Source organism: Burkholderia sp. 8Y, assembly GCF_902506145.1.
GTDB lineage: Bacteria > Pseudomonadota > Gammaproteobacteria > Burkholderiales > Burkholderiaceae > Caballeronia.
In genome coordinates, this window is sequence record NZ_LR733520.1 from 154,500 (window position 1) to 168,584 (window position 14,085).

Below are 14,085 nucleotides of genomic sequence, written 5' to 3' on the forward strand. Positions count from 1 at the left end.
AAAAGGAAGACGCCGCATGGATATCGTCATCGAACGGGCGCAGGGCGTGTTGAGCATCGTGCTGAATCGCGCCGAGAAGAAGAACGCCATCACGGCGGCCATGTATCAGGAAATGGCCGACGGGCTGTACGAAGCGGAAAACGACGCAACGGTGCGCGCGGTTCTGCTGCGCGGCAACGGCGGCGCGTTTAGCGCGGGCAACGATCTGGAGGACTTTCTCAACGATCCGCCGAAAAACCTGGATGCGCCCGTGTTCCAGTTCCTGCGACGCTTGAGCGGCATGCCGAAGCCGGTGGTCGCGGCGGTGGCGGGCGTCGCGGTGGGCATCGGCACGACGATGCTTTTGCATTGCGATATCGTCTATGCCGCGAAGAACGCGAAGTTCTCGCTACCCTTCGTGCAGCTCGGGCTGTGCCCGGAGGCGGCGTCGAGCCTGCTGCTGCCGCGCATCGCTGGCTATCAGCGGGCGGCGGAGAAACTGCTGCTGGGCGAAGCGTTCGATGTCGGCGAAGCGATCAGTATGGGCTTCGTCAACGGCGCGATCGATGCGGCCGAACTCGACGCCTATGCCTTCGAGCGAGCGAGACGGCTGGCGGCGCTGCCGGCTTCATCGCTGAAAACGACGAAGGCGCTGATGAAAAACGAGCAACGCAACGAAGTGGCCGCGCGCATGGAAGAAGAGGCTGCGCATTTTTCGGGCATGCTCGGTGCGCCGGAAGCGCGCGAGGCGTTCCAGGCGTTTTTCGAGAAGCGTAGGGCGGATTTTAGTCGGTTTGAGTGATGCGCCGCCGCTAATACGGCGGCCCGCATCAGCCGATGCTTTCTCACGCGGAGACACGTTCCATGCGACTCAAGCTCCTTCTTTGCGCAACGCTGCTGCTCTCGACCGTGACCGCGTGGGCGGACTCGTCCGCGTGCATGAACAAGGCAACCACGCAAATGGCGATGGACGAGTGCGTGGGCCGCGAGTTGAAAGCCGCCGACCAGAAGCTGAACGACACGTACCGGACGCTGCTCGGCAAAGTGAGCAAGGACGGCGCGGAACAGTTGCGCAAGGCGCAGCGCGCATGGGTTGCGTGGCGCGACGCGCAATGCGCGTTCGACACCATGGGGACGCGCGGCGGCAGCATCAATTCGATGGAAACCGCGATGTGCGTCGAAAACTTGACGCAGGCGCAGACGGCGCATCTCGCCGCGCAGTTGCATTGCAAGGAAGGCGACGTGTCGTGCGGCGGCCAGTAAGCGCACTCACTCCACCTCATACTCCACAAACCCCCCCTCCCGCGCGAAGCTCACGAGCCGCAACTCCGCCTGCTTCGCGATGGCGATAGCAAGCGACGTTGGCGCGGAAATGGTCGCGACCATCGGCACGCCGACGCGCGCCGACTTGCGCACGAGTTCATAGCTCGCGCGGCTCGACAGAAACACGAAGCCCTGCGTCGTGTCTTCGCGTCGCAGCACGAGTTGCCCGATGAGCTTATCGAGCGCGTTGTGACGGCCGACGTCTTCGAACGCATACCGCACGGCGCCGCTTTCATCGCACCACGCGGCGGCATGCAGCCCGCCGGTGAGCTTCGTCAACCGTTGATGCGCCGGCAACTCGCGGGCCGCGCGCTCGATCGCGTCCGGCGCGAGGCGCGCAAGAAAGCCGGTATCGGGCACGCGCTCCGGCTGAAGGTCCAGCAAGTCGATGCTCTCGATCCCGCACACGCCGCATCCCGTGCGCCCCGCGAGCGCGCGACGTTTGTCCTTCAGCGACGCGAACGCCTGCTGCACCACTTGCAGATGCACCTCGGCATGCGGCAGCGCGTGGCCGTCGTCGCGGTAATACACTTCGATATCCTGGATATCGCTGCCGCGCTCGACAATGCCTTCCGTCAACGAGAAGCCCACGGCGAACGCTTCGAGATCGCGCGGCGTGCACATCATCACCGCGTGCGAAATGCCGTTGTAGACGAGCGCGATGGGCCATTCCTGTCCGACGTGATCGTTTGCGACGGCGCTTTCGCCCCGGCGATGTCTTCGCACGTCCCGTTCGACATAGCCGGGCTGCTCTTCGGTTTCGAGTGGGTTCACCTTCATCTCCATGTACTACACGATCACGGGCATGGGCATTGCTGCCTGAATCTGCTGCTTGCACGGTTCCAGCCCAGTACCAAGCCCTACAATAACTTAAGCGGGCGATGCGCGCCGGCGCGCGCCGCTCACTCTAATGAGGCTATCGCCATGGGACTTTACGATACCGCTCGTCTTTTCGCGTTCGAGGTCGAATCCTCGGACAATCTGCGCTTCATTCCGCTCTCCGTGCGCTTCAATCTCGACCGCTTCGGCATGCGGATCACGCTCGATCAATGGCAGATGCTTCCGTATGACGATCGCGTGCTGCTCGCGCGCTTTCCGGTCGAAGACGATGCCGAGCTGGAAAAGAACTTCGATCTCGCGCTCGAAGAAATGATGAAGACGCACGCGAACGCCGCGCCCGAAAAGATCGAGCGTGACGCCGATCCCGTCTGGGCTCACGCCGACGCCGTGCCCGAAGCCGTCATCCGGCAAAGCAGTCTCGCGGGCGTGAGCGCGCCGAGTCTTTCGCGCTGGGCCGCGCTCGACCGGTTTCAGCGTTACGCGATCGCCAAGCTCTCGCGCAACACAGACAAACTCAATCACGACTTTCTGCCCGCCATGCGCGAGTTTGGGCTGGCCGAATGAGCGCGCGCTGAATAACCGGCTAAACGAGCGGCTGATTTTCGCAAGCCGCCCTCAAGCTCGCGCGAAAGCTGCCGTTATCCGCGTTATCCATCAATCGCGGTGTGAGCCTGACGGTTCGCACCGCGCTTTTGCGTGGGCGCGCGCTTGAGCATCACTGGCGCCGCGACCGCGCAGCAAAGGAACCGCTTGCCGCTCATGACTCGTTTCCTCTCTGGGCGATTCCTCGTGAATGTCGCCGTCGTGCTGGCCGCGCTGGGCGCGAACGCATTCGTCGCCTGCGAGCGGATCGTCGATCTGCGCGCGACCAATGCGAGCACGCTTCGCTCGATGAGTCTCCTGCGCGATCTCGCCGCGTATCGCGGATCGCTCGGCGAGGCGCTCACGCAACTGAGCCGCTTCGAGGCGACGGGCATCGCGGAACCCGCCGCGCAGCACGCGGCGCGCGAACAGCATCTGGACGCGCTCGAAAGCGGCCTGCGTGCGCAGTTCGCGATGGAACCCGGCGTCGCGGGCGCCTTCGACGCGCTCGCCGCGCGCACGGCCGCCATGCGCTCCGACGCGAATCTGGCCGACGAACGCGCGCGCCGCGCAAGCGTCGATGAGTCGCGTGCGTGGGCCGACACCGCGTTCGTGCTGCTTTCCGAAGACCAGCAGGCAGTCGACGAGGAACTGGCGGCGCTGCGCAACCGCATCGACACCGAAACGACGGCGGCGCTCGACCGCTCGGCGCAGGCATCGGGCGGCGCGATGCTGCTGCTCGCGTTCACGATGCTGCTCGGCAGCGGCGCGCTCATCACGCTCTTCGCGGCCCACGAGCGTTCGGCGCGCGAAAAGATTGGCGTCGCGCGGGCGAAGCATCGCAGCAACGAGCGTTTTCGCAGCATGTTCGAGGCGCATCCGGTGCCGATGTGGATCGTCGACCGCGAAACGATGCGCTTCGTCGCGGTGAACCCGGCGGCGAGCGAGCATTACGGCTATACCGAAGCCGAGTTCATGGAGATGACGCTGCGCGATCTGCACGCCGCCGACGACTTCGACCGCTTCGCCGCGCGGCTCGCCCGCAGCGAAGGCGAAGCGCGCGAACCGGGCGAGCGCGCGACGCGCGGCCAGCGTTCGGGCGGCGTGTGGCGGTATCGTCATCGCGATGGCGCGGCGATCAGCGCGGACGTCTCGCATCACGCGCTCACGTATTCCAATCGGCCCGGCCTCTTCATGCTCGCGAACGACGTGACGGACCGCATCAACGCGGAAGCCGAGGCGCGCCGGTCGAACGAGATGCTGGAGGCCATCATCGACAACATTCCACAGCGCGTGTTCTGGAAGGACCGCGATTTGCGCTATCTCGGCTGCAACAACGCGTTCGCCCGCGACGCGGGGCTCGCGTATAACGAGCAGATCGTCGGCAAGACGGACTACGAGCTGCCGTGGAGCACCGCGGCCGACATGATTCGCGCCGACGATCACGAAGTGTTTCTGACCACCGTGCCGAAGATGCACCATGAGCGCGACGTGATCGTCGGCGGTACGCTGCATACGGTCGTCATCAGCAAGCTGCCGCTGATGGACGGCGAAGGCGCCACCATCGGCGTGCTCGGCTCGTATCACGACGTGACCGACAGCAAACGCGCCGAACTCGCGCTGCGTCTGCAAAGCCGCGCGCTGGACGCGAGCGTGAACGCCATTCTCATTACCGGCGCGGTGAACGGCGCGAACGTGATCGAGTACGCGAACCCCGCGTTCAAGCGCATCACGGGCTATGACCCGAGCGAAGTGATCGGTCGCGATTGCCGCTTTCTGCACGGCCCGGACGGCGAGCAGGAAGGGCTCACGTCGATCCGCCGCGCGCTCGCCGTCAACGGGGAAGCGAGCGTTGTGCTGCGCAACTATCGCAAGGACGGCGCGCTGTTCTGGAATCAGCTCTTCGTCGCGCCCGTGCCGAACGCGCAAGGGCATACGACGCATCACATCGGCATCATCAACGACGTGACCGATCTGATGAACTATCAGGAGCAGCTCGAATATCAGGCGAACTACGACACGCTCACGCGCCTGCCGAACCGCAACCTGCTGCGCGACCGCCTGCAACATGCGATCGAGCAGGCGCGGCGGCGCAACTCGCAAATCGCGGTCGTGTTCATGGACCTCGACGGCTTCAAGAACGTGAACGACAGCCTGGGCCATAGCGTCGGCGACAGGCTGCTCGCGGTCATCGGCGAGCGGCTCGCGCGCTCCGCCCGATCGGGCGACACGGTCGCGCGTCACGGCGGCGACGAGTTCGTGATCGTGCTGCCGGACCTGACGGACGAAGCCGCTCTCATCGCGTGGATGGAGCGCACGCGGGCGACGATTTCCGAACCAATATGGCTCGACGAAACGGAGCTTTACGTCGGTTGCAGCATGGGCGCGAGCCTCTTTCCGCAAGACGGCGACGACGCCGAAACCGTGCTGAAGAAAGCCGATCTCGCGATGTACCGCGCGAAGGATCTGGGCCGCAACACGTATCAGTTCTATCAGCCGGAGATGAACGCGAGCGTCGGGGCGCGGCTGGATCTCGAGCGGCGTCTGCGGCGCGGGCTGCGCGAGGGCGAATTCCTGCTGCACTATCAGCCGCAAATCGATATGGCGACGGGCGCGATCGTCGGCATCGAGGCGCTCGTGCGCTGGCGCGATCCCGAGCAGGGGCTCGTGTCGCCGGCCGCGTTCATTCCGGTGGCGGAGGAGTGCGGACTCATCGGGCCGCTGTCGGAGTGGGTGTTGCGCGAAGCGTGCCGCCAGAACAAGGCGTGGCAGGATGCGGGGCTGCCGCCGGCGCGCGTGTCGGTGAATCTGTCCGCGCGGCATTTCCAGCAACGCGATATCGCGACGCTCGTCACGTCCGTGCTCGCGGAAACCGGGCTTGCGCCGCGTTATCTGGAACTTGAGCTGACCGAAAGCGCGATCATGCGCAACGCCGAGGACGCCGTGATGATGCTGTCCGAGCTATCGGCGCTCGGCATCGGCATTGCCATCGACGACTTCGGGACCGGGTATTCCAGCCTGTCGTATCTCAAGCGGTTCCCGGTGCATCGGCTGAAGATCGACCGGTCTTTCGTCGCGGATATCGGCTCGCCGGGCGACGATGAAACGATCACGTCCGCGATCATCGCGCTTGCGCATTCGCTGGAATTGCAGGTGATCGCGGAAGGCGTCGAGACCCTGGCGCAGCACGAGTTTCTGCGCGAACGCGATTGCGACGAGATGCAGGGCTTTCTGTTCTCGCGCCCGATGCCGCAGGAAGCCATTCCCGGTCTGCTGAGGCAGGGGGTGCTGGCGGACTGAGCGCGTTCAGTCGAGCGAAGGCAGGGCGCGCGGCCGGCGGTCGTGGTCGGTCGCGACGTAGGTGAGCGTCGCTTCCGTCACCTTGACGACTTCCTCGGCAAGACTCATTCGCTGCGCGAAGACTTCGACATAGACGGTGATCGACGTGTTGCCCGTCTTCACGATGTCCGTGTAGAAGCTCAGCAGGTCGCCGACGAACACCGGATGCTTGAAGAGGAACGAATTGACCGCGACGGTCGCGACGCGCCCGTTCGCGCGCCGGCTTGCCGGAATGGAGCCGGCAATGTCCACTTGCGCCATGATCCAGCCGCCGAAGACGTCGCCGTGCATGTTCGCGTCGGCGGGCTGCGGCACCACGCGCAGCGCGACGGGTTTTTGGGGAAGCTTGGATTCTTGCGGCATGAGAAGGTCCCGGTTGACGTCGCCGTTTCGCGCAGAAGGCGGCCGCGAGCGTGGCCTGGGTCCTTCTGCGACAATGCGTGTTTATAAGGAAGCGTCCGCGCCTCACGCTGCGGGCTTCTGCAAATTGTACGGGAACCACGCGCCGGCGTGCGCCCGCTCCGAACAGACACAAGGCGTCCCCGCGCCGCGCCTTATCACTCGAAACCATGCGCCGCTACTCTAATTCCGAGCCCGGTCCGGCCGCACAAGGTCCGCGCAACGACTGGCAGACGATCCGCTCGCTGCTGCCTTACCTCACCACCTACAAGTGGCGCGTCGCATTCGCGCTGACGTGTCTGATCGGCGCGAAGGTCGCGAACCTTGGCGTGCCGATCGTGATGAAGCGCATCGTCGACGGTCTCGCCTCGGTGCAGCATCTCACCGCGCTTGGCCGCGCGCACGATGCGCCGGGCATCGTGCTGATCGGCGGGATCGGGCTGCTCGTGATCGCGTATGCGGGCGTGCGGCTTTCGACATCGCTCTTCACCGAACTGCGCGAACTGCTCTTCGCCAAAGTGACCGAAAGCGCCGTGCGGCAACTCGCGCTGAAGGTATTTCGCCATTTGCATTCGCTGTCGCTGCGGTTTCATCTAGAGCGGCAGACGGGCGGCATGTCGCGCGACATCGAGCGCGGCACGCGCGGCATTCAGCAACTCGTGTCCTATTCGCTCTACAGCATCTTGCCGACGCTCGTCGAGGTCGGGCTCGTGCTCACGTTCTTCGTGACGAAATACGAGGCGTATTACGCGATCGTCACGTTCATCGCGCTCTGCACGTATATCGCGTTCACGGTGAAAGTGACGGAGTGGCGCACGCATTATCGCCGCACCATGAATGAGCTGGATTCGAAGGCGAATTCGCGCGCCATCGATTCGCTCCTCAACTACGAGACGGTGAAATACTTCGGCAACGAAGAATGGGAAACGCGCCGCTACGACGAGAATCTGCAGCGGTATCGCGCGGCTGCGATCAAATCGCAGCGGTCGCTCTCGATGCTCAACTTCGGGCAGCAGACGATCATCGGCACGGGGCTCGTATTCATTCTCTGGCGCGCGACGCAAGGCGTGATGGCGGGACGGCTCACGCTCGGCGATCTCGTGCTCATCAACACGTTCATGCTGCAACTCTATATTCCGCTGAACTTTCTCGGCGTGGTGTACCGCGAGTTGAAGCAGGCGCTCACCGACATGGACCGCATGTTCACGCTGCTCGGCGCAGGGCGCGAAGTGCCGGACGCGCCGAATGCGCAGCCGCTTCTCGTCAAAGGCGGCGAAGTGCGCTTCGAGAACGTGAGCTTCTCCTATGAAGCGGCGCGGCAGATTCTGCATGGCGTCGATTTCACCATCGCGGCGGGCACGACGACCGCCGTTGTCGGGCACAGCGGCTCGGGAAAATCCACGCTCGGACGGCTGCTGTTTCGCTTCTATGATCTCGACCGCGCGATGGGCGGGCGTATCGTCATCGACGGGCAGGATATTCGCGACGTGACGCAGGATTCGCTGCGCGCGTCGATCGGCATCGTGCCGCAGGACACCGTGCTCTTCAACGATTCGATCTACTACAACATTGCATATGGACGGCCTTCCGCGAGCCGCGAGGAAGTCATGGCGGCGGCGCGCGCCGCGCATATCCACGACTTCATCGAATCGTTGCCGGCGGGTTACGACACGACCGTCGGCGAGCGCGGACTGAAGCTGTCGGGCGGCGAGAAGCAGCGCGTGGCGATCGCGCGCACGCTTTTGAAAAATCCGCCGATCCTCATTTTCGACGAAGCCACGTCCGCGCTGGATTCGAAGTCCGAGCGCGCCATTCAGCGCGAACTGGATTCCATCGCGCGCGAACGCACGACGCTCATCATCGCGCATAGGCTATCGACGGTCGTGCATGCGCAGCAGATCATCGTGATGGATCACGGACGCGTGGTCGAGCGCGGCACGCACGCCGAGCTGCTGCGAGCGGGCGGCCTCTTTGCGCAGATGTGGGCGTTGCAGCAGCAGCGGACGGTCGAGCCTGTCGTCGAACAGGACGATGCGGCGAAGGTTTGAACGAAAATTCTGAAAGTCGCGGTCGGAGGGGCCGCGGCTGCACGAAGCTGATATATTCTCGCTGACTTACTTAGTATTGCAGATCAATGCGGCGCATCTCGCGCCGTTGCGCCTACAAGAAAACTGCGAGGAAAGCATGGAAAGTTTGAGCATCTGGCACTGGCTGATCGTCATCGGCTTTTGCGTTCTGACGATTTACCCGTACGTGCGGATCATCAAGCGCACAGGGCACTCCGGCTGGTGGGTGCTCACCGGACTGTGCCCATCGTGAACTTCGCGATGCTCTGGGTCTTCGCCTTTGCCCGCTGGCCGGCAATCGCGAACGATCGCCGGCCTTGAGTTACGGCTGCGGCGTCACTCCATCGCGTGCGCGCCGTTGATTGCGACGGCGTCGTGTCCTTGCGCTGACGTGACCGACCACCGCAGCCATTGCCTGCGCAGCACGAAGAGCGCGCCGAATGCGTAGGTTGCGAGCCCGCCGAACGTCGCGAAGCCCATCTGATAGCTGCCGGTGCTTTCCTTCGCGATGCCCATGATGACCGGCAGATAGAAGCCGCCGATTCCGCCCGCCGCGCCGACGATGCCCGACAGCAGCCCCGTCTTGCCCTTCCAGCGATGCGGCACGAGCTGAAACGTGGAGCCGTTGCCGAGCCCGAACGCGAGATAAAGGCAAACGAGCAGGCCGAGCCCGCCCGCGACCGGCGGCATCCAGATGGCGAACGCGAAATCGGCGGCGGCGATCACCGCGAGCAGCACGAGCAGCGCGCGCACGCCGGTCACGCGATCCGCGACATAGCCGCCGAACGGCCGCACGATCGCGCCGAGAAACGCGAGCAGCGACATGAAAAGCCCGGCATCGAGCTTCGGCATCTGATAGAGGGAAGTCAGCAGCACGGTCACATACGACGACATGCCGACGAAGCCGCCGAACGTGATGCTGTAGATCAGCATGATGACCCACGTATCGCGTTCGCCGAGCACTGAACGATAGCGGCGCGGCAGCACGGCAATCGCAATCAGCGCGCCGATCACCGGCAGCAGCAAGACGCCCGTGCGTCCTGCGCCGAACGCGCCGCCATGCACCGCCAGCACCAGCACGACGAGGCTTGCGAGCGTCACCGCGAAGCTGGCGAGCGCGCGCATCGTGCTGCCCGTTTTTTCGCCCGCGTCCGACGCCCACGCGAACAGCGCGGCTGCCGTGATGGCGAGCAGCGGCAGCGCGGCGGCGGTCGATACCTTCCAGCCGAACGCATCCGCCAGATGCGGGAACAGGAAGCCGTCGAGGACCGCGCCGATATTGCCCGCTGCGGCGAGGCCCAGCACGAGCCCCTGCACCTTCGGCGGATAGTTGCTGCCGGCCATCGGCAACGCGACGGCGAAGCTCGCGCCGCCCATGCCGAGGAAGACGCCGAGCACGAGCAGCAGCGCATACGACGGCACGCCGGGCACGAGCGGCAGCACGATGGACGGAATCGACGAAAGCAGCACGCCCATCAGCGCGACGCGGCGGCCATCGGTCGATTGATAGAGATTGCCGAGCGTCACGCGCAGAATCGCGGCGGCCAGCACCGGCACCGCGACGAAAAAGCCCTGCTGCGCGGCCGACATCGTCACATCGCGCCCGATGAACGGCGCAAGCGGCCCGTACAGCACCCAGACGGTGAAGCCCGTATCGAAATAGAGGAAGCAGGCGAGAAGCGAGCGCCAGTTGCCGCTCTTGAGCGATGCAATAAGATTGGACATGAGTGTTCCGGGTGAGGGCGATGGTCGCGCTTTGGCGTCGTGTTCACGGCGGCCCGGAAATTTGCAAGCATCATGCCAATCTGCGTCGATGCGGCGCGCTCCAATGCAGGCGCGGCTCGGCATGGGCGAGACAAGCGAGCGGGCTACAACGCATGCCGCACCGCGCGCGTGCGGCATGCGTGCGGGTGGTGCGGCACGCCTTCGCTTGAATCATCGGACGCGGCCGCGCCCGCTAAAATGCCTGCTTCCCGCATCCGGCGCGGCACGGCGCGTATCCAGCATGGAACTCAAATGGCTCGAGGACTTCGTTTCGCTCGCGGAGACACGCAGCTTCAGCCGCTCGGCGGAGCTTCGGCATATCACGCAGCCCGCTTTCTCGCGGCGCATCCAGGCGCTCGAAGCGTGGCTCGGCACCGAACTGATCGACCGTTCCGTCTATCCGACGCGGCTCACGCAAGCGGGACAGGTCTTCTACGAGCAGGCGCTCGCGATGCTCTCGCAGTTCCACGAAGCGCGCACGCTCTTGCGCGGGCAGGGCGGCGCGCCGGCGGCGACGATCGAATTCGCGGTGCCGCATACGCTTTCGCTGACCTACTTTCCGCGCTGGCTTCAGCATATCGAGGCGCGGCTCGGACGCATCCGCACGCGGCTGCGCGCGCTGAACGTGCATGACGCAGTGCTCTCGCTGGTGGAAGGCGGCTGCGATCTCGTGATGGGCTATCACCATCCAAGTCATCCGGTCGCGCTCGATCCCGCCCGCTACGACATGCTGACGCTCGGCATGGAACCGATCAGCCCGTTCTCCGCGCCGAACAAGGCGGGACGTGCGCGCTACACGCTGCCCGCCAGCGCCGATGCCCCCGTGCCGTATCTCTCGTATACGCCCAACGCTTACCTTGGCCGCATGACCGAAGTCATCATCGCGACCGCGCCAGCGCGCCTGCATCTCGACAAAGTGTATGAAACGGATATGGCGGAAGGGCTCAAGGCGATGGCGCTCGCGGGGCACGGCGTCGCGTTCCTGCCGCATAGCGCGGTCGAGGATGCCGTCGAGGAAGGGCGGCTCATCCGGCTCGACCGGGGAACGCGCGGCACGCCCGCCGGACAGTTCACGTTGACGATGGAGATACGCCTTTATCGCGACAAGCTCGCATCGCAAGGCGGCGATCCGCGTCAGGCGCTCGTCCGTGCGCTATGGGACGCAGTGGGTGAAGAACTGCTGAAGGCATCGGCGCAAACGCCCGCGGTGTAAGGCCCAGCGGCGTTATGCAAGAAAAGCATGATCGGATAAGGAAACGGCATTGGATTTGGAAACGCCGTTTTTCGACAATTGATGTATTCCACAAACCGCTGGAGCATCAATGTCCTCTCCGAAGCTTGACCATGCCATTCCCTCGTATCTGCATGCCGACGATCTCGGTCCGTGGGGGAACTATCTGCGGCAGGTCGATCGCGTGGCGCCGTACCTCGGCTCACTTTCGCGCTGGGTCGAAACCCTCAAGCGCCCGAAGCGCATTCTGATCGTCGATTGTCCGATCGAGCTGGACAACGGCACGGTCGCGCACTTCGAAGGCTATCGCGTGCAGCACAATACGTCGCGCGGTCCGGGCAAGGGCGGCGTGCGTTATCACCAGGACGTGACGCTCTCCGAAGTCATGGCGCTGTCCGCGTGGATGTCGGTGAAGAACGCGGCGGTCAACGTGCCGTACGGCGGCGCGAAGGGCGGCATCCGCGTCGATCCGCGCACGCTGTCGCGCGGTGAGCTGGAGCGCGTGACGCGCCGTTATACGAGCGAAATCGGCATCATCATCGGGCCGAACACGGACATTCCCGCGCCGGACGTGAACACGAACGAGCAGATCATGGCGTGGATGATGGACACGTACTCCATGAACCAGGGCCAGACGGCGACCGGCGTCGTGACCGGCAAGCCGATCTCGCTCGGCGGCTCGCTCGGCCGCAAGGAAGCGACGGGGCGCGGCGTGTTCGTCGTCGGCACGGAAGCGGCGCGGCGCGTCGGCCTCGAAATCGAAGGCGCGCGCATCGCGGTGCAGGGCTTCGGCAACGTCGGCGGCATCGCGGCGCGTCTGTTCCAGGAAGCGGGTGCGCGCGTGATCGCGGTGCAGGATCACACGGGCACGCTGTTCAACTCGAAGGGCATCGATACCGTGGCGCTCGCCGATCACGTGGCGAAGAACGGCGGCGTCGGCGGTTTCGCAGGCGCGGACCCGGTCTCGAAAGACGAGTTCTGGACGATCGAGACTGACATCCTGATTCCGGCCGCGCTCGAAGGGCAGATCACGGAGCACAACGCGCCGAAGATCAAGACGAAGATCGTCGTCGAAGGCGCGAACGGTCCGACCACGACCGCCGCCGACGACATCCTTCACGACAAGGGCGTGCTCGTGATCCCGGACGTGGTCGCGAACGCGGGCGGCGTGACCGTCTCGTACTTCGAGTGGGTGCAGGACTTCTCCAGCTTCTTCTGGACCGAAGACGAGATCAATCAGCGTCTCGAGCGCGTGATGCGCGAAGCGTTCGCGGCGGTGTGGCAGGTGGCGAGCGAGCAAAAGGTGTCGGTGCGGACGGCGGCGTTCATCGTCGCGTGTACGCGCATCTTGATGGCGCGCGAGATGCGCGGCCTGTATCCCTGATCGCGTGCGGCGGCGTATTCGCTGCAATCGCGGTGAGGCGCGGCGGTTGAGCCGCGCTCGCAGTGCAACCGCACGATGAAAGTGGCGGCGTTTCCCCCGAAACGCCGCCACATTTTTTATCGATTCGAGTAATATGCGCGCCTACGCGGAGTTGCACTGGGTTGCGCCGAACCGTCTCTAAAATAAGACGAACTGCGGTTAACAATCATTCTTTCAGATTGATTACCCTGCTAAACTTGGCCCGGTTTTACGCCACAGGAGATCGAATACATGAAGCTTAAAAAGGCTGCGCTGCTCGTCGCCGCGCTGGGAATTTTCGCCACGGGCGCCTACGCCCAGGACGCGGGCACGCTCAAGAAGATCAAGGACACGGGTGTCATCTCGCTGGGGCATCGCGAATCGTCCATTCCGTTCTCGTACTACGACGACAAGCAGAACGTGGTCGGTTACTCGCACGAGTTCGCGCTGAAGGTGGTCGAAGCGGTCAAGCAGAAGCTCAACATGCCGAATCTGAAGGTGAAGCTGACGCCCGTGACGTCGCAGAACCGGATTCCGCTCGTGCAGAACGGCACCGTCGACATCGAATGCGGTTCGACCACGAACAACGCCGAGCGCCAGCAGCAAGCGGCCTTCTCGGACACGATCTTCGTGATCGGCACGCGTCTCATGACCAAGAAGGATTCCGGCGTGAAGGACTGGGCCGACCTCAAGGGCAAGACCGTCGTGACGACCGCCGGCACCACGTCCGAGCGCCTGCTTCGCAAGATGAATCAGGAAAAGAACATGGGCATGAACATCATCAGCGCGAAGGACCACGGCGAGTCGTTCCTCACGCTGTCGACCGGCCGCGCCGTCGCGTTCATGATGGACGACGCATTGCTCGCCGGCGAGCGCGCGAAGTCGAACAATCCCGGCGACTTCGTGATCGTCGGCACGCCGCAATCGCATGAAGCGTACGGCTGCATGATGCGCAAGAACGACCCCGAGTTCAAGAAGGTGGTCGACGACGCGATCGCGAAGGTCGAAACGTCGGGCGAAGCCGACAAGATCTACAAGAAGTGGTTCGAAAGCCCGATTCCTCCGAAGGGGCTCAACCTGAACTTCCCGGAAAGCGACGACATGAAGGCTCTGTTCAAGAGCCCGAATGACAAGGCAATCGACTAACCGGTTCGGGTAAC

11 protein-coding genes and 1 pseudogene are annotated in these 14,085 nt (G+C 64.2%); 9 read left to right on the forward strand and 3 right to left on the reverse strand.

Annotated elements, in window-relative coordinates; genetic code table 11:
• The first annotated feature begins 16 nt into the window (after positions 1 to 16).
• Both GV035_RS11360 and GV035_RS11365 read left to right on the forward strand, forming a co-directional pair.
• On the forward strand, positions 17 to 781 hold the full coding sequence (locus tag GV035_RS11360; RefSeq protein ID WP_159835211.1) for an enoyl-CoA hydratase: 765 nt from the start codon (positions 17 to 19) through the stop codon (positions 779 to 781).
• A 62-nt stretch (positions 782 to 843) separates the two neighbouring features.
• Positions 844 to 1,242 carry a lysozyme inhibitor LprI family protein gene (locus GV035_RS11365; RefSeq protein WP_159835212.1) on the forward strand — a complete coding sequence of 133 codons (399 nt, stop codon included), beginning with the start codon at positions 844 to 846 and terminating at the stop codon, positions 1,240 to 1,242.
• Between the two features lie 6 nt (positions 1,243 to 1,248).
• Here GV035_RS11365 and fdhD read toward each other — a convergent pair whose 3' ends face one another.
• Positions 1,249 to 2,076 (reverse strand): formate dehydrogenase accessory sulfurtransferase FdhD, encoded by an 828-nt coding sequence (fdhD, locus tag GV035_RS11370; protein WP_159835213.1) that lies wholly within the window; start codon positions 2,074 to 2,076, stop codon positions 1,249 to 1,251.
• Between the two features lie 150 nt (positions 2,077 to 2,226).
• On the opposite strand from fdhD, the gene GV035_RS11375 reads away from it, so the two are divergent.
• Entirely contained in the window at positions 2,227 to 2,706 is a 480-nt protein-coding gene (locus tag GV035_RS11375) for a nitrate reductase associated protein (RefSeq protein WP_159835214.1), read from the forward strand.
• Between the two features lie 195 nt (positions 2,707 to 2,901).
• Positions 2,902 to 6,024, forward strand: a complete 3,123-nt coding sequence (locus GV035_RS11380) for a sensor domain-containing protein (protein ID WP_159835215.1) — start codon at positions 2,902 to 2,904, stop codon at positions 6,022 to 6,024.
• A gap of 6 nt (positions 6,025 to 6,030) precedes the next feature.
• Here the strand turns inward: GV035_RS11380 and GV035_RS11385 are convergent, their stop codons facing one another.
• Entirely contained in the window at positions 6,031 to 6,426 is a 396-nt protein-coding gene (locus GV035_RS11385; protein ID WP_159835216.1) for an acyl-CoA thioesterase, read from the reverse strand.
• A gap of 206 nt (positions 6,427 to 6,632) precedes the next feature.
• On the opposite strand from GV035_RS11385, the gene GV035_RS11390 reads away from it, so the two are divergent.
• Both GV035_RS11390 and GV035_RS11395 read left to right on the forward strand, forming a co-directional pair.
• Complete coding sequence (locus GV035_RS11390; protein ID WP_159835217.1) at positions 6,633 to 8,510, forward strand: ABCB family ABC transporter ATP-binding protein/permease; 1,878 nt, start codon at positions 6,633 to 6,635, stop codon at positions 8,508 to 8,510.
• 136 nt (positions 8,511 to 8,646) lie between these two features.
• Positions 8,647 to 8,849, forward strand: a pseudogene (locus GV035_RS11395) (hypothetical protein).
• A gap of 15 nt (positions 8,850 to 8,864) precedes the next feature.
• Here GV035_RS11395 and GV035_RS11400 read toward each other — a convergent pair.
• A complete protein-coding gene (locus GV035_RS11400) occupies positions 8,865 to 10,253 on the reverse strand; it encodes an MFS transporter (RefSeq protein ID WP_159835218.1) in 1,389 nt (462 codons plus the stop codon).
• A 280-nt stretch (positions 10,254 to 10,533) separates the two neighbouring features.
• Here GV035_RS11400 and GV035_RS11405 point away from each other — a divergent pair, with 280 nt between their 5' ends.
• From GV035_RS11405 to GV035_RS11415, 3 genes are all read left to right on the forward strand, one after another.
• A complete protein-coding gene (locus tag GV035_RS11405; protein WP_159835219.1) occupies positions 10,534 to 11,505 on the forward strand; it encodes a LysR substrate-binding domain-containing protein in 972 nt (323 codons plus the stop codon).
• A 109-nt stretch (positions 11,506 to 11,614) separates the two neighbouring features.
• Positions 11,615 to 12,907: a Glu/Leu/Phe/Val family dehydrogenase gene (locus tag GV035_RS11410; protein ID WP_159835220.1), complete on the forward strand. Its 1,293-nt coding sequence runs from the start codon at positions 11,615 to 11,617 to the stop codon at positions 12,905 to 12,907.
• Between the two features lie 270 nt (positions 12,908 to 13,177).
• Positions 13,178 to 14,071 carry a glutamate/aspartate ABC transporter substrate-binding protein gene (locus tag GV035_RS11415; RefSeq protein ID WP_159835221.1) on the forward strand — a complete coding sequence of 298 codons (894 nt, stop codon included), beginning with the start codon at positions 13,178 to 13,180 and terminating at the stop codon, positions 14,069 to 14,071.
• The last annotated feature ends 14 nt before the right edge of the window (positions 14,072 to 14,085 follow it).

Excerpts from the sequence above, each read along its gene's own strand:
- GV035_RS11360 (WP_159835211.1), top strand. The coding sequence starts at position 17 with ATGGATATCGTCATCGAACGGGCGCAGGGCGTGTTGAGCATCGTGCTG.
- GV035_RS11365 (WP_159835212.1), top strand. The coding sequence starts at position 844 with ATGCGACTCAAGCTCCTTCTTTGCGCAACGCTGCTGCTCTCGACCGTG.
- GV035_RS11375 (WP_159835214.1), top strand. The coding sequence starts at position 2,227 with ATGGGACTTTACGATACCGCTCGTCTTTTCGCGTTCGAGGTCGAATCC.
- GV035_RS11380 (WP_159835215.1), top strand. The coding sequence starts at position 2,902 with ATGACTCGTTTCCTCTCTGGGCGATTCCTCGTGAATGTCGCCGTCGTG.
- GV035_RS11385 (WP_159835216.1), bottom strand. The coding sequence starts at position 6,426 with ATGCCGCAAGAATCCAAGCTTCCCCAAAAACCCGTCGCGCTGCGCGTG.
- GV035_RS11390 (WP_159835217.1), top strand. The coding sequence starts at position 6,633 with ATGCGCCGCTACTCTAATTCCGAGCCCGGTCCGGCCGCACAAGGTCCG.
- GV035_RS11400 (WP_159835218.1), bottom strand. The coding sequence starts at position 10,253 with ATGTCCAATCTTATTGCATCGCTCAAGAGCGGCAACTGGCGCTCGCTT.
- GV035_RS11405 (WP_159835219.1), top strand. The coding sequence starts at position 10,534 with ATGGAACTCAAATGGCTCGAGGACTTCGTTTCGCTCGCGGAGACACGC.
- GV035_RS11410 (WP_159835220.1), top strand. The coding sequence starts at position 11,615 with ATGTCCTCTCCGAAGCTTGACCATGCCATTCCCTCGTATCTGCATGCC.
- GV035_RS11415 (WP_159835221.1), top strand. The coding sequence starts at position 13,178 with ATGAAGCTTAAAAAGGCTGCGCTGCTCGTCGCCGCGCTGGGAATTTTC.